Raw genomic sequence first — 19,010 nt, forward strand, 5'->3', positions numbered from 1 at the left:
GTGCCCATTGCCCACCCGGAGAGACTTATTTAACCTTGACTGTAAGCCTCCATTGGCAAACAAGAACAGACAAAATTGCGATCGCCAAACGCATTATCTATCCGCCCCACCGCCGGCCAAAACTTATGTTCGCGAGTCCAAGGTGCCGGATAAGCCGCTTGTGCGCGAGTATAAGGACGATTCCACTCATCAACCATCAGAGATTCTGCGGTATGCGGCGCATTTTTCAATACGTTATTTTGCGCGTCCACATTACCTTTTTCAATTTCCGCAATTTCAGATCGAATCGCAATCATCGCTTCGCAAAAACGGTCTAATTCCTGCTTCGATTCGCTTTCCGTCGGTTCCACCATTACTGTACCAGCGACCGGCCAAGAAACCGTCGGCGCGTGATAGCCGTAATCCATCAACCGTTTAGCAATATCTTCAACTTCAATAGCCGCAGATTTTTTGAGCGATCGCAAATCCAGAATACACTCGTGCGCCACCAAACCAGCTTTCCCTTTGTACAAAACCGGATAGTAAGATTCTAAGCGTTTTGCCATGTAATTAGCATTAAGAATTGCTACTTTTGTTGCCTCAGTTAAACCCGCTCCTCCCATCATCCGAATGTACATCCAAGAAATAGGCAAAATGCTAGCACTTCCCCAAGGCGCTGCGGAAACAGCACCAACTGATGTTTGTTGACTGTTGACTGTTGACTGTTGACTGTTCGCTGTTGACTGTTGACTGTTAAGAATAGAATGACTGGGCAAAAATTCTACTAAATGAGACATTACCCCAATCGGCCCCATTCCCGGCCCGCCGCCACCGTGGGGAATACAGAAAGTTTTGTGCAGATTTAAGTGGCAAACATCAGCACCAAAATCACCGGGGCGGCACAAACCAACTTGAGCATTCATATTTGCGCCGTCCATATAAACTTGTCCACCGCAGTTGTGGACAATATCGCAAATATCTTTAATCTCTTCCTCAAAAACGCCGTGCGTTGATGGATATGTCACCATCAAAGCCGCCAGTTCATTTTTGTGTTTTTCTGCTTTTTTATGTAAGTCAGCAACATCAATATTGCCCTGAGAATCGCACTCGACAGCAACTACTTTCATCCCCGCCATCACCGCGCTAGCCGGATTTGTACCGTGGGCTGACTGGGGAATCAAACAGATATTTCGGTGAGATTCGCCTTGGTGTTCGTGGTATTGACGAATAACTAACAAACCCGCGTATTCGCCCTGAGAACCAGCGTTTGGCTGCAAAGAAATTCCCGCAAAACCGGTAATTTCGGCTAGCCACTGTTCTAGTTGCACGAACATCATTTGATAGCCGCGAGTTTGATCGCGCGGTGCAAAGGGATGTATCTTGCCAAATTCTGCCCAAGTCACCGGGATCATCTCTGCTGTTGCATTCAATTTCATGGTGCAAGAACCCAAGGGAATCATCGATGTATTTAGCGATAAATCTTTGGCTTCTAAACGGTGCAAATAGCGCAAAAGTTCAGTTTCGGAATGATAGCTGTTGAAAACTGGATGCGCGAGATAGCTGCTGGTGCGATCGCAAAAATCTGGTAATGTCAAATAGCCACTCAATGCGTCTGCATCCAACGCCATGTTGAGAGCATTCTGCCCGTCAGCCCTGATATAATCCTTATCCTGTGCAAAAATTTTCCACAACTCTTGCACATCTTCAACGGTGACAGTTTCATCTAAACTAATTCCCACTGTCGAGTTATCGAAAATTCGGAGATTAATTTTGCGACTTTTAGCAGCTTCTAGAATTTCGGACAGCGGTTTGTCTCCCAATTCTACCCGCAAAGTATCGAAGAAATGTTGAGAACAAATTTTGTATCCGAAACTTCTTAAACCGGATGCCAAAAGGGCAGTTAAATTCCATACTTTCTCAGCAATGTCATTCAGTCCAGACGGGCCGTGATAAACAGCATACATACTCGCCATCACTGCCAGCAAAACTTGAGCCGTACAAATATTGCTAGTAGCTTTTTCTCGGCGGATGTGCTGTTCACGAGTTTGCAAGGCCAAACGCAAAGCAGATTTGCCGTTAGCATCTTTAGAAACGCCGACGATTCTCCCGGGAACTTGACGTTTAAACTCTTCTCGCGTGGCGAAATAGGCTGCGTGGGGCCCTCCGAATCCCATCGGCACTCCGAAGCGCTGAGTGCTTCCTACGGCTATATCCGCGCCGAATTCGCCGGGGGGTTTGAGCAAGCAAAGGCTCAAAATGTCCGCGGCAACTGTGACTAATGCGCCGACTTCGTGTGCCGATCGAATAAAATCGGTATAGTCGTAAATTGCGCCGTCTGTGGCAGGGTATTGCAGGAGAGCGCCGAAGATTGTACGATCGAACTCAAAGCTGTGATGGTCGCCGACAATTATCTCAATTCCCAGCGGCTTAGCGCGAGTTTGCACAACTTCAATAGTTTGAGGGTGGCAATCTTGGGAAACAAAAAACGCTTTTGCCTTATTTTTGCTGGCGCCGTAACTCACCGCCATCGCTTCCGCCGCCGCTGTCCCTTCATCCAGCAAAGAAGCGTTGGCAATTTCCAAACCCGTAAGGTCAATAATCATCGTTTGGAAGTTCAGCAAAGCTTCCAATCGCCCTTGAGCAATTTCGGCTTGGTAAGGAGTGTAAGCTGTATACCAGCCGGGATTTTCTAGGATATTCCGCTGGATGACCGGGGGAGTGATGCAGTCGTGATATCCAGTGCCGATGTACGATCGAAATACCTGATTTTTTGCAGCAATTTCTTTCAATTCTGCCAAAGCGCTGTACTCGCTTTGCGCTGCAGGAAGTTGTAGGGGTGCAGAAATGCGAATCGCCGCTGGAACCGTTTTGTCAATCAAGTCATCGAGGCCCGAAAGGCCCAAAACCTCCAGCATTTGCTGGATTTCGCTGGGTGTCGGGCCAATGTGTCTGCCCGCAAAACCATCAATGGATGAAAGGTCTTGCTGCTGGTTGGGTTCAAGTTGAGGGCTGTAGAGTACCAAGGCTGATTCTCCTGAATTGACTTTTCTTCTTTGTTTGTAACATTTTGCTAAGAAAACAAGGAAGATTTTCTGCGTCTATCAAAGTCCGCTAGGGGTTGAAATCCCTGTCTCACACCTAAAGTCGTCTTCAGACAACTTTAGATTAAGCTGCACTTATCGCAACTCCCCGCGCCACAGCTTAGTATTTCAGTCATCTTTAGACGACTTGTGCTAAAAGCCCCGTCGGTTTCAACCCCTAGCGGATGGTGGAGGAATCAAGGAACCCTAGCCCCAAATTTCAACTCAAAACCCAAAACTCATAACTACTCCCCTTCCACCATTTTGCGATACTCCGGGGCCGAGAAAGCCTCGTCTGCGTCGCTGGTGTTGTCAACGCGCACTTTCAGCAGCCACCCAGCGCCATAGGGGTCTTCCGCCAAATTTTCGGGAGACTCTATAATTTCATCATTGCGTTCTACGACTGTACCGGTAACTGGTGCTTTCAAGTCTTCAACCGCTTTCACTGACTCGACTGTACCGAAAGCCTCGCCTTTTTCCAACCCAGCACCCACTTCTGGCAAATCTAGAAACACGATATCGCCGAGTTGGTCAACTGCAAAGGCACTAATGCCGATCGTGGCAATTTCGCCTTCGAGTCGAATGTATTCGTGGGTGTCTAGGTATTTCAAGTCATCGGGGTATGTTAGTGCCATGTCTTTTCTCGCAATAAAAAAGTATTAGTTAAATCTTATTCAACTATGAGCCTTTAGTGATGGCTAACTCGAACAAAAAAAATATTAAACGCTTGCTTTTCGGAGAATTTTCTGTCAAACGACTTATGCGCTCTATAATTTTTATTTACGCATTTCTGTGTTTTTACGGTTTCTTTTTTTCAGAACGACTAATTTTTCAACCTCCCCCATCTAGTCAGAGTGAGAGCAGGGAAGTTATCAAAGTTAGCTCAGCTAATGGCGTGAAAATTTCTACTGTTCATTTTCCTAACCCGCAAGCTAAATATACGATACTTTACAGTCACGGAAATGCGGAAGACTTGGACGGCATTTTGTGGCTACTCAGAGAGATTCGAGATAGCGGGTTTGCTGTGTTTGCCTATGATTATCAAGGTTACGGCACGAGTCAGGGAAATCCTTCTGAGTATAATACTTATCGTGATATTGATGCTGCTTACAATTATTTAACGCAACAGTTGGGAGTACCTGCAAACCAAATTATTCTTTATGGCCGTTCTGTGGGCGGTGGGCCGACCATTGATTTAGCTTCGCGGCAAAAAGTCGGCGGTTTGGTAGTTGAAAGTTCCTTTGTTTCGGCTTTTCGGGTGTTGACGCGGATTCCGATTTTACCCTTTGATAAGTTTGTGAATCTTAATAAGATTGGCAAAGTTCGATCGCCTGTTTTGGTGATTCATGGTAAGGCTGATGAGGTGGTGCATTTTTGGCATGGAGAGCAGTTGTTTGCGGCGGCGAAGCAGCCGAAATTAAATTTTTGGGTTGATGGGGCCGGTCATAATGATTTGATGGATGTGGCGAGCGATCGCTATGCTGCAACTTTGCGACAATTTGCTAAGCTAGTAGATGAGTCTTCTTGACCACAATTATGAGCAACGGGCTAGAAGCCCGTTCCACAACAACACATACACTTATACTTTATTGTGAACCGTTGCTATGAGCAACGCCCCTGAATTAAGGCTTATCTACTTAATTTAACTGGGGCGGTTTGGCGATCGATAAAATGGTTTTTTTACCACACTAGCCGGATAGTTTTTCCCGCGAATTTCGATTTCTAATTGCTGACCGATTTTAGCTAATTTTGCCGGAACAACTGCGAGGGCAACTGCCCGATTCAAAGTAGGCGATAATGTACCGCTACTCACTTCTCCTACTTTTTCACCTTCATATATTAGCGGATAGCCGTGGCGCGCAATGTGCCGCCCCTGCATTTCTAAACCTACCAACCGCTTTGATACTCCACTCGCTTTCTGCTGTTCCAAAACCTCCCGACCAATAAAATCGCCTTTGGTGTCGAGGTGAACTACCCAACCCAATCCAGCCTCTAAAGGTGTGATATTGTCGTCGATATCTTGACCGTAAAGAGCCATTGCTGCTTCTAAACGCAAGGTATCTCTGGCACCCAAACCGCAGGGTACAACGCCAGCGGCTAACAATTTTTGCCACAGTTCTTTTCCTACTTCGGCATCCACCATGATTTCAAACCCATCTTCGCCGGTGTAACCAGTTCTGGCGATAAAACTCGGCTGTCCCAACAGATTTGTTTCTAAGTGGCCGAATGCCTTAATTGCTGCGAGGTTGTCTTCCACAAAAGACTGGAGATAGTTAACAGCCTCTGGCCCTTGAATGGCAATTAAAACTTTATCTTCGGAGATGTCTGTAAAACAGAGTTCGCTCAATTCTAAGTGAGTGGCTATCCATGCTTTGTCTGCGATGCGAGTGGCAGCGTTGACAATAATTACTGCACGTTCTTCGCTAGTGATAGGGTCTGGTTCTTGGCAGTAGAAAATAATGTCGTCTAAGATGCAGCCTTTGGCATTTAGCAAGACTGTATATTGAGCTTGACCCGGTTGCAAGCGGCTCAAGTCTGAGGGTACTAAGGGTTGAAATTTTTCTATTACTTGTTTCCCTCTCAAACCAAATTTTCCCATGTGGGAAATGTCGAACATTCCTGCTTGCTGGCGTACTGCTTGGTGTTCGCTGCTGATGCCTGCGTACTGCACCGCCATCTCCCACCCGGAAAAGGGCACCATTCGGGCTTTGAGTTCTAATGATAGGTCGTACAGAGGCGTGCGGGCAAGTTGGCTCGGACTCTCTGGATTGCTGGGTTCAGTTGACTTTGCCACAGGTAGCGCTTTGGTTGCGGGTAGACTGTTTTGATTTTACGGGAAAATTGGTTTTCGCGGTGTGTAGCGCGATCGAAATTAAGGACGCGCCAATGCTGTTTAGGTACAACTCGCGATCGAAATTAAGGACACGGCAGTGCCGTGTCCCTACGAGTAAGGACACGGCGATGAGGACACAGCAGTGCCGTTTCCCTAGGAGTAAGGACACAGCAGTACCGTTTCCCTACTGTAATGTTTATGGAGAATAGCGGGCTCGAACCGCTGACCCCTACAATGCCATTGTAGTGCTCTACCAACTGAGCTAATTCCCCTTTCTTTTCGCGCTCTCAATCATGCCTTAACGGACCAATATTTGTCAAGCTTTTTGGGCAAATTAGTTTTGAACCCTGGAGTGGCAAGGCTTTCGGCTTTTTTTTCCCAAAAATCTCATCGCTTCTGGACAATGGTCAATCCCTACTATCATTTAGTAAGTGTGTTGGGATATTTCGGTCAAATGGCTCAAACAAGACCCCATGAGGAAGTAGACGACTACCAGGGCCGCGGCTGAGACCGCAACTAGGGTGCCGGCTAGCATTAGTGAAAATTCCCGTTGCGCGATCGCCTCCTGCATTAAGTGCAAAGACCAGGCAACGAGGGCAACGTCAATTATTAAAATAGAAACCAGCATAAGTTACGATTTGTAACAGCTTACCTATTGTAACAAAACTTTTCGCTCAGTGCAGAGAAGCTCAGGCGTATTTAACTTTTGCTGTAAAACCCGAAGGGAGCAGCGGAAAGCTACTGAGAAAAAATTATAGCTTTTGGTGATAATTACAATATGCAAAGTAAATGAGAGCTAGCTCAGCTTTAGAGGTGGCGTTTTTGACTCTTGAGCCAGCGGTTCCCTGGGGGATAGCTGCGCTTCACACGCTTTTTTGAGGGGGTAGGGTGCGATCGACCTTTGAGTATAACTGGCTTGATAGCAGAAGGTCTGAGCCACTGTGGCACTTGGATGCTGTAAAATTAACTTTATTAACCTGCTTGAAAAGATGACAAATCGCTCTACTCGCGCCCTTTTTCACAGCAAAACACTCAACACTGCTTTGCGTGCTTTTAGCTTTCCGCAAGATATGGAAGTGCGCCACCAAAAATTGGGAACGTGGATTGCTGCACTTAAAACGGGTACGTTAGACGAAGTTAAAGAACTTTCGCTGCACGGCAATTTTATTAATGATATTTTTCAGGATATTTTGGGATATCGCTCGGTAATTCAAGGTGCGGGAAAAGCTTGGGAAATTAACGCGGAACAAACGATATCTGATGGCGGCGGTTCTGCTGACGGGGCGATCGGCTTTTTTACTGCTGCTGACAATCCTAAAGGTAAAGCCGTGTCCCTGCAAGGTAAAGTGATTGCTCCGATCGAACTCAAGGGAGCGAAAAATGATTTAGACCGTCCCGCATCCGGGCGATCGGAATCAGCAGTTGACCAAGGTTGGCGCTACGCTAATTATACACCCGATTGTCGCTGGATTATTGTCTCAAATTATCGAGAGTTGCGACTTTATCATACCAATAAAACTCCCGCTTATTACGAACAATTTTTTCTGACTGACTTGGCGGATATTGAAGCTTTTAAGCGGTTTTACTTTCTGCTGTGTCGCAGCAATTTTTTGCCTAAAAACCAAGCTCAAACAGTTTCTGTTATTGACAGACTGTTAAAAGACTCTGACGAAGCTCAAGAGGAAATTACCAATAAATTATATCAAGAATACAAAGCAATTCGACTGGCTCTCGTCAAGCACTTTCGCTTTTCTGGGCCGCAGGATATCCCCAACTGCGATCGCGTACTCATCGAAAAAGCTCAAAAAACTTTAGACCGCGTTTTATTCATTGCTTTTTGTGAAGATAAAGGGTTGCTACCGCGAAACACCCTCAGCAACGCTCACGACCACAAAGACCAATACAATCCTAGATTAATTTGGGAAAATTATCAATCTGTATTTCGCTGGGTAGATGTGGGAAATGATGACCCTCCTGTACCGGGATACAACGGCGGCTTATTTAAATTCGATCCGGTTTTAGACGCACAATTGACAGTGCCAAATCCTTTATGCAGTCTGCTTAATAAGCTGACCAGATTTGATTTTGATACCGAAGTTTCCGTCGATATTTTGGGGCATATTTTCGAGCAGTCTGTTACAGATTTGGAAGAGTTAAATGCTGAGACTACCGGACAGGAATACAATCCGAAAAAAGGCAAGCGGAAAACTCAAGGTGTGTTTTACACGCCAGCTTATATTACTCAATATATTGTCGAGGTTTCTCTCGGCGGCTATTTGCAGCGGCGAGAGCAAGAGTTGCGCGGTTTCTTCCTAATGGGCGAAGTTGCTGAAGAGTCGGTTCAGCCACCAAAGAAAACTGCAATTAAGTTTTGGAAAGCGTATCGAGACGAAGTGTTGCAAAAAACGCGCGTCATCGATCCGGCGTGCGGTTCGGGTGCTTTTTTGATTGCGGCTTTTGATTATTTAATGCAGCAGTATGAAAGAGTCGATCGAGAATTGAATGCTTTGGGGTATAAGCCAAAAAACGGCAACTCGGTGGAATTTGACAGAAGCATTTTAAGCAACAACCTGTACGGCGTAGATTTGCTGTCGGAATCGGCGGAAATTACCAAGCTTTCGCTGTGGTTGAAGACGGCCCAAGCGGGTAAAACGCTGACTTATTTGGATGATAATATTAAAGCGGGAAACTCGATCGTCGCTGACAGTAATGTAGCAGATACAGCGTTTGATTGGCAAGCTGAATTTCCCCAAATTTTTGCTGATAGCGGTTTTGATGTTGTCCTTGGCAATCCACCTTACGTGCGACAGGAATTGCTATCTCCAATTAAACCGTATTTGCAAGCAAATTATGAATCCTATAACGGCGTAGCAGACCTTTATACTTACTTTTATGAACTCGGGTTAAAGATTCTCAAACCGGGGGGAGTGCTTTCGTATATTGTCACAAATAAATGGCTGAGGTCGGGATACGGCGAACCTCTACGCAAGTTCTTTGTCAGTCAAGGTTTACTCGATCAAATTGTTGATTTCGGACACGCCCCAATTTTTGAGGATGCTGATACTTTTCCCTGTATTGTCGCAGTCAGAAAACCTAACGCTTCTCTATGTATCTCTGAAACTGAAAGCGAGATTGAGCAAGGTAAATTTGAACCTAATTCGTCTGTGATTGTTTGTCCGGTTCCGCGCGAGGAACTTGCTAATATCAACCTTACACAATACGTTCAAGAACACGGTTATCAAATTTCGAGATCGCGTTTCACTGCGAATTCTTGGAGTCTGGAACCTCCTGCTGTTGATGAGTTGATGCAGAAAATTCAACGAGTGGGTGTTCCGCTCAAGGATTTTGCAGGGGTTAAGCCTTATCGGGGTATATTAACAGGATTTAACGAAGCTTTTTTTATTGATGAAGCCACTAAAAATAGTTTAGTTAAAGCAGAGCCTAAATCCGCTGAAATAATCAAGCCATTATTGCGAGGTCAGGATATTAAACGCTGGTATCCTCAATGGGATGAAGTTTGGGTAATCTTCGCTCATAGAGATATTGAGATAGAAAACTATCTTATGATAAAATCTCATCTGCAAAAATATAGAACTAAGTTAGAAGCAAGATCAGGTAAACAATTATGGTGGCAGTGGCAAGCATCTCCATCTTTTTGCAATCTATTTCTACAGCCTAAACTTATATATCAGGAAATTCAATTTCATCCAGCATATAGCTATGATAATAGGAGTTATTTGACCAACAATAAAGCTTTCATTATTCCGACCTCTGAATTGTATATCTTGGGAGTGCTTAATTCAGCACTTATGTGGTGGCATAATTGGCGGTATTTACCCCACATGAAAGATGAAGCACTGAGTCCGCTTGGCGAATTGATGGAAAAGCTTCCGATCGCACCACCAACCGACTCAATTCGTGCCGAAGTCGAACTAATTGTCAGCCGTTTAATTGAAATCACCAAAACTAATCAAGAAACTCACCGAGATGTCTTGCAATGGCTGGAAATCACTTATTTAATTGATAAACTCGGACAAAAACTCGAAGATTTTTCTGCCCTTTCCTTTGCAGAGTTCGTAGCAGAAATCAGAAAGCGAATGCCGAAAACTAAATCCTCCGATCCTCTCGGCGTTGCTGGACTAAAAGCAGTCCGCGAAACTTATAATGAATATGCACCGGCCATTCAATCTCGCAAAGCTGAGGCGTTGAGACTCGAACACCGTTTATCTGACTTAGTTAATCAAGCTTACGGATTGACACCGGAAGAAATAGATTTGATGTGGAAAACAGCACCTCCGCGAATGCCGATCGCCCGACAGATTTGATCTAATATTAGAGCAGCATCACTGAGAATGAGTTTATTATAAAAGGCGCTCTAATTTTTTGTACACTTCATCATCGTTACGCTTGCCAACTAGAATAACTTCTACCAAATCTTCATCTGGATTAAAGTTGTAAACAATCCGATACTCGCCACTATCTACCCGATAATAACCCGGATATCCTATTAATTGCTTGCTATCATTAGGTAAAGGCTCGACATTCAGCGCTAACACTTTTTTAGCAATTTGAGCCGCTATTTTAGGTTGCAAACCCTTGAGAAAGTCGAGAACTGTTTGTAAACCATCAAGTTTCGCCATTTGCCAGTTGTTTTAGTGTTTCTACAAAGGTTTGGGTACCCACCATTTGAGACTGACTCAGGGCGGATTTTGCTGCTTTGCCTAAAAGCATATCTTCTAATTCCATCAGTCGCTCTATCAAGCGCTGATAGGCATCAGCGGACATAATTACGTGACTGGGCTGTGATTTATCAGTGAGTAAAACTGGCTCGACAGCAGCTTGGTTAAAGACTGTCCCCTGTGGATTGCAGGCTTCTGCGAGGGTGTAACTTTGCATGACAGATGTTATGAGTGTGGGTTATGTCTATTTTAGGCAAAATCGGCAGTAATTGGGAGCTCGATCGATCGCCACTGCGACATTTAGCCAACAGCAAACTCGGTATATTGCCGTCTGTAGGGAGCGTAAAATGCCAAAACAATATCTGTCTTGGGCACTCCGGCTTCTACTAATTCATTAGCCACTCCGATTTCTGTTCCATCGCGCTCAATCCAAATTTTGCCATCTTTGATTTCGATGTAGATGATACAGCCAAATACCCGCGTCATATCTTGCCAACCGATATGCAAAACTTGATAGCGATCGCGCTCTTGGTCAAATATTAAATGAGTTTCTGTCTCCCTCTGCGAATAATTTTCGGTGCGAGTTTTAAGAATTTTCTGCACCAATTCGCGATAATTTAATTTCTCCACAAGACAATCTCCTGCCGCTCTACATTAAAAATTAAAAATCTTAGGTTGATGTTCTGCAATTACTCTTTGAATAAATCGGCGATTAAAAAATTACTCGTAAATATCTATCGCTACTGCCAAATATAACACCCGTTCGGGCTGCGTCAATCTTAAAGCTGAACGGTAATTGAGAAATTGACCGAGAGCTGAGTGAAACTAATTTACTTCTGATGCTCCTAGAAACGATTTGATCTCTACTGCTATCTTTTGACCAGCTTTTTCGGCTGCTAAAACTTTTTCAGCCCCTAAATCTATATAAAAATCAACATCTTCAGCCCGGATGAATAGAGGATCGTCTGTAATCGTCCAACCATCTTTTTCTATAGCTATTTTAACTACATTGTGGAATTTATCTTTAGCTGCCATGAATAAACTTTAATTTTGCACTAATTTTAGTATAACAAATAGAAGAAACCGACGAGGATTAACCAATGGGTAGAAAATACATGATTTTTCGTGCCGAATGGACTGAAGATGAAGGGGCAGATAAGTAGGTCGGCGAGAAAAAACAAAACTATGTTAAGATACATAAATAAAACTCTAGCTCTAGTGGGGTAACTAATATATGGGCGCTCGATTAAGAGTATTTCTGACTCAAGAGCAAGACAAAACCCTATCAAATTTGAGAACGGCGAAAGTACCACAAAAAGTCAAAGATAGAGCAGAAGTAATCAGGTTAAATGCACATGGCTGGTATGTTGAGAAAATAGCTGCTCACTTTAACTGGGCTTCACAAACAGTGAGAGGAGTTTTACATAAATGGGAAAAGTTTGGTATAGAAAGCCTTTGGGAAAAACCAGGTCGAGGGGGAAAAGCCAAGTGGAAAGAAGAAGATCTAGAGTTTTTGGAAGAATGCCTTAAAAAAGAACCACGTACATATAACAGTTTTCAATTAGCTGATAAATTAGAAAAAGAGCGCTCTATTAAATTAAGTCCCGACAGATTAAGACGGGTACTAAAAAAAAGGGGATTATTTGGAAAAGAGCTAGTCCAAGTCATAAAGGAAAACAAGACTCCAAAGAACGAGAAATAAAGCAATCAGACCTAGATATGCTGGAATGGGCTGCTGCTGCGGGAGAAATCGACTTAAAGTATTTAGATGAATCAGGATTTTGTGCGTGGAGTAAACCGAGTTATACCTATTACAACAAAGGTCAGCAAAAACGTATACAACAAACTAAACATCGAGGTCGTAGATTAAGTATTGTGGGGCTTTTTGAACCTTTAAGTAGTTTCGTCTATGGTTTGGTCATTGGAGGTGTTGATAGAAAAGCTTATATTCAAATGATGGATCAAGAAGCCGAAGCTGCTGCTAAGATGAAACGGCTCAGAATCATCGTACAAGACAACGGACCCATACACAAATGTCAGGAGGTTAAACAGTTATGGTCAAAGTGGGAAGAGCAGGGTTTATATATCTTTTTCTTGCCCAAATATTGTTCCGAAATGAACCCAATTGAATTAGAGTGGCAACACATTAAAGAAGATGAATTAGCGGGACAAATGTTTGACGATGAATTAGACCTCGCCTACGCCGTAATTGATGGAGTAGAAGTTAGAGGCCAAAGAGGAAACTACAGTACACAACGTATTAAATTTAAGTCCCATCACCCTACTTAATTTTTTGTTACATACTTGTGATTTTCCCCGCCGACCTACTTAATAGGTTGTTAGCCCACACAGGGGCATACACTGATATCCTTGCAGAGTATTTTGACTCATCCAACGCACCTATCCCCGCACCGGGGTACAGATTGCTTGAGTTTCACAGCGCTGATGGTTCCGGTTCTAGCACCCACTACCGTACTGGAGACTGGGAAGTGGTGAGGGTGGAAGAGTACCCAACAGCAATACCTACTAACGAGTTTGAGGCGATTGTAGTTGGATACTGCAAATATGTTCCCGTCGAAACTCCGCTGATACCAATGCCAAAAGCTCAGGTTTCGATCGACTCTTTTGGAGATGAATCGGCTTATCAAGAATTCCTTCAGAGCGAGGCAGTTAAAGATTACACATTAGTGTAATTTAAATAGATGAAAAAAGGGGCAACTCGCGTCGCCCCTCATCTATTTAACCAACTGCAAAATTACACTTCCACAGCTATCTTTTGTTCCGAAGCCTCCGGGGAATTCGCTTCACTTGGCGGCACAACTTGCCAGAACTTAGGCAAATATTCCGACCAATTTGCTAAAATCTTCTCAGCTTTCTTGCTACCCGTTCGATCGCGCTGAGCCTCAATCAACTCCTTCAATTGCGCCTCCCCAGCCGCCGTACAAACCCGCTGCACCTTCACAATCTCCCCGTTGACGTGAGCTGGGAAAGCCCCATCTTCATCGAGGAAATATGCCAAGCCGCCAGTCATTCCAGCGCCGACATTCCGGCCGACTTTTCCTAACACGACAATCACGCCACCAGTCATGTACTCGCAGCAGTGATCGCCCGCACCCTCGATCACAGCTTTCGCCATCGAGTTACGCACCGCAAACCGTTCGCCAGCTTTACCCGCAGCCAACAGAGTTCCCCCCGTCGCGCCGTACAAACAAGTGTTACCGACGATCGCATTTTCGGAAGCATCATAAGTAGCACCAGCCGGAGGTGCGATCGCGATTTCGCCACCGTGCATCCCTTTACCAACGTAGTCATTGGCTTGGCCTGACAGTACCAGCGTCATCCCCGGCAAATTGAACGCGCCGAAGCTTTGGCCCGCGCTACCAGTGCAATTGAGGGTGATTTGACCACTAAAGCCGGTGTTGCCGTGTTGCTGTGCGATCGCACCTGCCAAACGCGCTCCCACAGTGCGATCGGTATTCACCAATTTTACACTCTTGCTAACAGTGCCGTGATTGGCGATCGCACTTTGAATCTCAGCATCCGCCAGCAAATCGTCATCCAAAACCGGGCCGTTGCTGTGCACGGGTTCGTGTACCAAGAAAGATCGATCGCTCTTAGTATCCGGTAACTTGGTCAAACAATCCAAATTAATCGCTTGGGTTTTAGTTAGTTTCACCCCATCGCGCATTTTCAGCAAATCCGCGCGGCCGATGATATCTGCGATCGACTTATAACCCAATTTCGCCAGCAAACTCCGCACTTCTTGTGCTACGAAATAGAAGAAATTAACAACGTGTTCCGGTGTACCAGGGAACCGTTTCCGCAAGTGTTCTTGTTGAGTTGTCACCCCCACCGGACAACTATTCATGTGGCAAACGCGAGCCATAATGCAGCCTTCTGCAATCATTGCCACCGTGCCGAAACCGTACTCTTCGCCGCCCATCAAAGCGCCTACAATCACGTCCCAGCCGCTTTTAAAGCCACCGTCAACGCGGAGCAAAACTCGATCGCGCAATTTATTTTCCATCAGCACCCGGTGAACTTCTGTTAATCCGAGTTCCCACGGAGAACCTGCGTGCTTAATCGAACTCAATGGCGAAGCACCGGTGCCGCCATCGTGGCCGGAAATTTGAATCACATCAGCATTTGCCTTGGCGACACCGGCCGCTACAGTCCCGATGCCGACTTCCGACACCAACTTCACCGAAACTCCTGCTTGCGGATTGATTTGGTGCAAGTCAAAAATCAACTGCGCCAAATCCTCGATCGAATAAATGTCGTGGTGAGGAGGAGGCGAAATCAGCGTAACACCCGGTTTCGATCGGCGCAAATAAGCAATGTACTCGCTCACTTTCGCCCCTGGCAATTGACCGCCTTCACCTGGTTTCGCACCTTGTGCGATTTTAATTTCGATTTGTTTGGCGTTCATCAGGTACTCAGGAGTCACCCCGAAGCGCCCCGAAGCTACTTGTTTGATGGATGAAGAAGCTGTATCGCCGTTCTGCAAACCTTTTAAGTGAGGTAGCGTTTGTGAGAAACCCGCCGCACTCACATCGTTTAGCACTTTGTAGCGCACCGGGTCTTCGCCGCCTTCGCCCGAGTTCGATTTGCCGCCGATGCGGTTCATCGCAATCGCTAGCGTTTCGTGGGCTTCCGGGGACAAAGCGCCGAGGGACATACCGCCGGTGGCGAACCGCTTGACAATATCTGCTACAGATTCTACATCTTCGATGGCAATGGGAGGGCGATCGCTCTGGAAATCCAGCAAATCCCGCAAAGCCGTTACCGGGCGATTTTCGAGCTGTTGCTTGTAAACCTCGTAGTGATCGTAAGCCGTTTTTGCCTCAGTGCGATCGTCCCCGCTCGCGCCAAGGACTGAATTACCGTTACCGTTGCTTCCTTCTTCCTCTTCCCTTCTTCCTTCTTCCTTCTTCCTTCTTCCTTCGTTAAAAGTAGTCACAGCCTTGTGCAAAGCCTTGGCCATTTCCGGGCTGTTCATGTGATATTCACCACCGCGGCGGTACTGCACGAAGCCGAAGTTTTCCAGCTTTTTCAGAATCAATTCTGGGAAAGCCTGACTGTGGAAAGACATTACCTCATTAGCCAGTTCCGCCACACTCAAACCGCCGATGCGGGAAACAGTGCCTTTGAAACCCAAATCGAGCAGATCGCCGCCAATGCCGATCGCCTCAAAGATTTGCCCTCCTTGATAGCTAGACAGCAGCGAAATCCCCATTTTTGACAAAATCTTCAGCAAGCCGTTTTCCACCGCTGTGCGGTATCTAGCTTGAGCCTGCGTCACGGTAATATTGGGAACTTTGCCGTGCTGCATCAAGTTTTGAGTCTTCGTGTCAGACCACCAGGCGCGCACGCTTTCCAATGCCAAGTAAGGGCAAATAGCCACCGCACCGTAACCCATCAAACAAGCGAAGTGGTGAGTGCTCCAACATTGGGCGGTATCCACAACCAGCGAAGTTTGCATCCGCAGCCCGACGCTAATTAAGTGGTGGTGAACCGCACCAACTGCCAGCAAGGGCGGAATGTAAGTACATTCAGCGCTCAATCCAACAGCAGAAGATTCGCCTTCTTTCTTCAAAAGTCGATCGCTCAAAATCAGAATTCTCGAACCCTCGCGCACCGAAGCAGCCGCCTTTTGACAAAGTTGCTCGACTGCGGTTTTCAAACCAAAAGGCCCGGCAGCAATTTTGTAAAGCGTTGACAATTCGGTTGCGGGGAAAGACTTTTGATCTTTCAAGAAAGACAGTTCAGCGTCGTTGAGTACGGGGGAATCAATTTTCAGCAGCTTGGCATTTTCCGGCACTGCTTGCAGTAAATTGCCCCGCAGACCCACATTCATAGTCAGCGACATCACCATCCCCTCGCGCAGGGGGTCGATCGGCGGATTTGTCACTTGAGCGAACCGCTGTTTGAAATAGTTGTACAGCAACTGAGGCTTTTCTGACAACACAGCCAAGGGAACGTCATCGCCCATGCAGAAAGTCGGTTCTTTCCCAGAACTCGCCATCTCGACGATCACCATGTCCAAATCTTCGGCTGTGTAGCCAAAAGCAGTTTGGGTTGCTAACAGCGTTTGCGAGTCGAGGGTTGGTGTTTCGGCAAAAGGCTGCGGCTGCAAGATTTCGCGGTTTTGTTTCAGCCATTCGCCGTAGGGGTGCCGCTTAGCAATTCGCTGCTTGAGTTGCCAATTTTTGAGAATTTCTTGAGTTTGCAGGTCAACTGCAATCATTTGTCCGGGCCCCAAACGGCCTTTTTCGACAATATCTGCTTCGGGAATATCGACAACTCCCGCTTCGGAAGCCACAATTACCAAACCGTCTTTAGTAATGCAGTAGCGGGCCGGCCGCAAACCGTTGCGATCGAGCGTAGCACCTACTTGTTTGCCGTCGCTGAACACCAGCAGTGCCGGGCCGTCCCAAGGTTCTTGAATGCCGCTGTAATACTCGTAAAAATCGACAATTTCTGGGTAGGGAGCCAAATCCGGCTGATTTTTGTAGGCTTCGGGTACCATAATTGTCAGGGATTCTAGGGGAGTGCGACCCGAGTGCACCAACAACTCCATCACGTTGTCCAAGTTTGCCGAATCGCTGCTTTCGGATTTGACAATTGGGTTGAACGTGTCGATGTCCGCTTGACTCCAATTCGGGTGAGATAAATTGGCTTGCCGCGCCTTCATCCAGGTAATATTGCCCAACAGCGTGTTAATTTCCCCGTTGTGTCCCAGCAAGCGCATCGGCTGGGCTAAGTGCCAGCGGGGCATCGTGTTCGTGCTGAAGCGTCGGTGATAGACGGCAAAGGAGCTTTTATAAGCGGGATTTTTCAGGTCTTCGTAAAATTCTGCCAGTACGGCCGCTCGCACCATGCCTTTATAGACGATCGTGCGGCAGGAAAAAGAGCAAGTATAAAAGTCTCGGCGGGTGAAGTTGGGGCGATTTGACAGCGCGTGTCCGATCGCGCGGCGCGCCAGAAATAGCTGTCTGTCGAGAAAGTCTCCGGCTAAGTGCGGTGAACTGACAATTACTTGTTCGATTTGAGGTTGATTTTCTAGCGCTTGCTCGCCCAAAACCGACGGTACAATGGGAACTTGGCGCCATCCCCAAAGTTTCAGCCCGCGATCGGCCAGAACTTGCTCAACCACCTGCCGCGCTATAGTCGCTTGAAATTTATCTTGAGACAAAAACAGCATTCCCACGCCGCAGTTTTCCCGTGCCGGAGGCGCAATTCCCTGTTCGGCAAACCAAGTATCCAGCAATTCCCAAGGAATCGCGGTCATCAAACCCGCACCGTCGCCGGAATCTTGGTCGGCGGTGCAACCGCCGCGATGTTCCAGACAAGTTAAAGCTGGGAGCGCTTTTTGAATAATCGAGTGGGTAGCTTCGCCGCTTTGGTTGGCAATAAACCCCACACCGCAGGCATCTCTTTCTTCCACCAACCAGCTTTGGCCGGCATAGGGAGTTCCTCGCTCAGTTTGATGCACGTTTCTGTTTCTGTTTGGATCGATCGTGTTACCCATGTTGATTGAATGTTATTTCCGTGATTGTGTGGTTGATGCGTTTTTATAGCTCGGAGAGAGAAGGCTGCCGAGCGGTGGGAGGCTAGTAAACTTTAAGACAGCACGTTGGAAGCTGATTTGATTAAAAATTTACGTCTATGCGGCCTGTACTTAGCACTGAAACCCTGTTTGCAGATTTTAAATTATCTCGCTCGCATCGCCTCGGAGATGTCTCCTAGAATACCCTGCTGTTAAAAAGCAGTGATTCTTTGGGCGATCGCCGCCCTGCAACTAGATACATTGCAGGCGATTCCCTACGGGATAGCTGCGCTTCACGAGTTTTTTGTCTGTTTTTTTCCTGAGTCCGCAAGGGTAGCCTTGCAGCGAACACAGGTAGATAGTAAATCTAGCTTTATTTTGCTTGCAGCGCTGTTGAGTTGCTGTCGTCAGCGCCCGCAGAGACAAAAGCCACCTGCCCGCTCAGTCGGTAGGTGCAATGTTGTAGCAGCGCGGTTCACAACTGGTAAAACCTGTCTTATTGTGCAGTCAACCCTCGGGCCGCGAACATCAAGTGTATCAAGAAATGGATAAAATTTCACCGCTTACAGTTCGAGTTTGCACGCAAGTCTGGTCAGCGATCGTCCAGAACTCACGCTAAGATGCCTTGCCGAAAAAGGTTGACAGTTGTGCATAACCCTAATTTGTATTTTTTTAGCCACCAACGTTTGTAACTCATCAACGAAGCCTATTTCAAGGATTTCTGACACCTTGGGAGCATCTGGTAGAGCCAGCGCAGCCTTTTTTACCGCGCCCAAAAACAGATACTTACTTGCTGACAAAAGTCGTGGAGAGGCAAAAATTTTAGACTCTTGTTGAATCTCGCAGATTCATTTGTGCAGTAAATCTCAAATCTCCAATCTCAAATCGAC

The 19,010-nt window shown here is 46.3% G+C and carries 12 protein-coding genes, 1 tRNA gene and 2 pseudogenes; 4 read left to right on the forward strand and 11 right to left on the reverse strand.

The annotated features are described in order from the left end of the window. Positions 1-29: 29 nt before the first annotated feature. Both gcvP and gcvH read right to left on the reverse strand, forming a co-directional pair. Entirely contained in the window at positions 30-3,002 is a 2,973-nt protein-coding gene (gene gcvP / locus D0A34_12350) for a glycine dehydrogenase (aminomethyl-transferring) (GenBank protein UNU19553.1), read from the reverse strand. A 302-nt stretch (positions 3,003-3,304) separates the two neighbouring features. Beyond that, on the reverse strand, positions 3,305-3,694 hold the full coding sequence (gene gcvH, locus D0A34_12355; GenBank protein UNU19554.1) for a glycine cleavage system protein GcvH: 390 nt from the start codon (positions 3,692-3,694) through the stop codon (positions 3,305-3,307). Positions 3,695-3,753: 59 nt separating this feature from the next. Here gcvH and D0A34_12360 point away from each other — a divergent pair, with 59 nt between their 5' ends. Then, positions 3,754-4,587: an alpha/beta hydrolase gene (locus D0A34_12360; protein UNU19555.1), complete on the forward strand. Its 834-nt coding sequence runs from the start codon at positions 3,754-3,756 to the stop codon at positions 4,585-4,587. Positions 4,588-4,701: 114 nt separating this feature from the next. On the opposite strand, the gene gcvT is transcribed toward D0A34_12360, so the two are convergent. From gcvT to D0A34_12375, 3 genes are all read right to left on the reverse strand, one after another. Further along, entirely contained in the window at positions 4,702-5,853 is a 1,152-nt protein-coding gene (gcvT, locus tag D0A34_12365) for a glycine cleavage system aminomethyltransferase GcvT (GenBank protein UNU19556.1), read from the reverse strand. Positions 5,854-6,091: 238 nt separating this feature from the next. Continuing rightward, positions 6,092-6,164 (reverse strand) — tRNA-Ala (locus tag D0A34_12370). Positions 6,165-6,316: 152 nt separating this feature from the next. Further along, positions 6,317-6,520, reverse strand: a complete 204-nt coding sequence (locus D0A34_12375) for a hypothetical protein (GenBank protein UNU19557.1) — start codon at positions 6,518-6,520, stop codon at positions 6,317-6,319. A 361-nt stretch (positions 6,521-6,881) separates the two neighbouring features. Between D0A34_12375 and D0A34_12380 the strand changes: the two genes are divergently transcribed. Beyond that, positions 6,882-10,217, forward strand: a complete 3,336-nt coding sequence (locus D0A34_12380) for a class I SAM-dependent DNA methyltransferase (protein UNU19558.1) — start codon at positions 6,882-6,884, stop codon at positions 10,215-10,217. 36 nt (positions 10,218-10,253) lie between these two features. Here the strand turns inward: D0A34_12380 and D0A34_12385 are convergent, their stop codons facing one another. The 4 genes and pseudogenes from D0A34_12385 to D0A34_12400 all read right to left on the reverse strand — a co-directional run bounded on the left by D0A34_12385 (position 10,254) and on the right by D0A34_12400 (position 11,606). After that, the gene (locus D0A34_12385; GenBank protein ID UNU19559.1) at positions 10,254-10,532 is read right to left on the reverse strand and encodes a type II toxin-antitoxin system RelE/ParE family toxin; all 279 of its coding nucleotides are present in this window, start codon (positions 10,530-10,532) and stop codon (positions 10,254-10,256) included. Beyond that, positions 10,519-10,788, reverse strand: a complete 270-nt coding sequence (locus D0A34_12390) for a type II toxin-antitoxin system Phd/YefM family antitoxin (protein ID UNU19560.1) — start codon at positions 10,786-10,788, stop codon at positions 10,519-10,521. The genes D0A34_12385 and D0A34_12390 overlap by 14 nt, the downstream gene beginning before the upstream one ends. 83 nt (positions 10,789-10,871) lie before the next feature. Beyond that, positions 10,872-11,201 carry a XisI protein gene (locus D0A34_12395; GenBank protein ID UNU19561.1) on the reverse strand — a complete coding sequence of 110 codons (330 nt, stop codon included), beginning with the start codon at positions 11,199-11,201 and terminating at the stop codon, positions 10,872-10,874. Positions 11,202-11,291: 90 nt separating this feature from the next. Further along, positions 11,292-11,606: pseudogene (locus D0A34_12400) on the reverse strand (fatty-acid oxidation protein subunit alpha). Positions 11,607-11,805: 199 nt separating this feature from the next. On the opposite strand from D0A34_12400, the pseudogene D0A34_12405 reads away from it, so the two are divergent. Together D0A34_12405 and D0A34_12410 are read left to right on the forward strand one after the other, a co-directional pair. Beyond that, positions 11,806-12,860, forward strand: a pseudogene (locus D0A34_12405) (IS630 family transposase). After that, entirely contained in the window at positions 12,860-13,264 is a 405-nt protein-coding gene (locus D0A34_12410) for a hypothetical protein (GenBank protein ID UNU19562.1), read from the forward strand. Before D0A34_12405 ends, D0A34_12410 begins: the two are co-directional and overlap by 1 nt. A gap of 62 nt (positions 13,265-13,326) precedes the next feature. Here the strand turns inward: D0A34_12410 and D0A34_12415 are convergent, their stop codons facing one another. Together D0A34_12415 and D0A34_12420 are read right to left on the reverse strand one after the other, a co-directional pair. Then, positions 13,327-18,102, reverse strand: coding sequence for a glutamate synthase subunit alpha (locus D0A34_12415; protein ID UNU19563.1), 4,776 nt, complete (start codon positions 18,100-18,102; stop codon positions 13,327-13,329). A gap of 581 nt (positions 18,103-18,683) precedes the next feature. Beyond that, positions 18,684-18,920 carry a hypothetical protein gene (locus D0A34_12420; protein ID UNU19564.1) on the reverse strand — a complete coding sequence of 79 codons (237 nt, stop codon included), beginning with the start codon at positions 18,918-18,920 and terminating at the stop codon, positions 18,684-18,686. Between the last annotated feature and the right edge of the window lie 90 nt (positions 18,921-19,010).

The organism is Microcoleus vaginatus PCC 9802 (assembly GCA_022701275.1).
GTDB lineage: Bacteria > Cyanobacteriota > Cyanobacteriia > Cyanobacteriales > Microcoleaceae > Microcoleus > Microcoleus vaginatus_A.

Coding starts and splice junctions, on each gene's coding strand:
- D0A34_12415 (UNU19563.1), bottom strand. CDS start 18,102: ATGGGTAACACGATCGATCCAAACAGAAACAGAAACGTGCATCAAACT.
- gcvH (UNU19554.1), bottom strand. CDS start 3,694: ATGGCACTAACATACCCCGATGACTTGAAATACCTAGACACCCACGAA.
- D0A34_12380 (UNU19558.1), top strand. CDS start 6,882: ATGACAAATCGCTCTACTCGCGCCCTTTTTCACAGCAAAACACTCAAC.
- D0A34_12385 (UNU19559.1), bottom strand. CDS start 10,532: ATGGCGAAACTTGATGGTTTACAAACAGTTCTCGACTTTCTCAAGGGT.
- D0A34_12390 (UNU19560.1), bottom strand. CDS start 10,788: ATGCAAAGTTACACCCTCGCAGAAGCCTGCAATCCACAGGGGACAGTC.
- D0A34_12360 (UNU19555.1), top strand. CDS start 3,754: ATGGCTAACTCGAACAAAAAAAATATTAAACGCTTGCTTTTCGGAGAA.
- D0A34_12375 (UNU19557.1), bottom strand. CDS start 6,520: ATGCTGGTTTCTATTTTAATAATTGACGTTGCCCTCGTTGCCTGGTCT.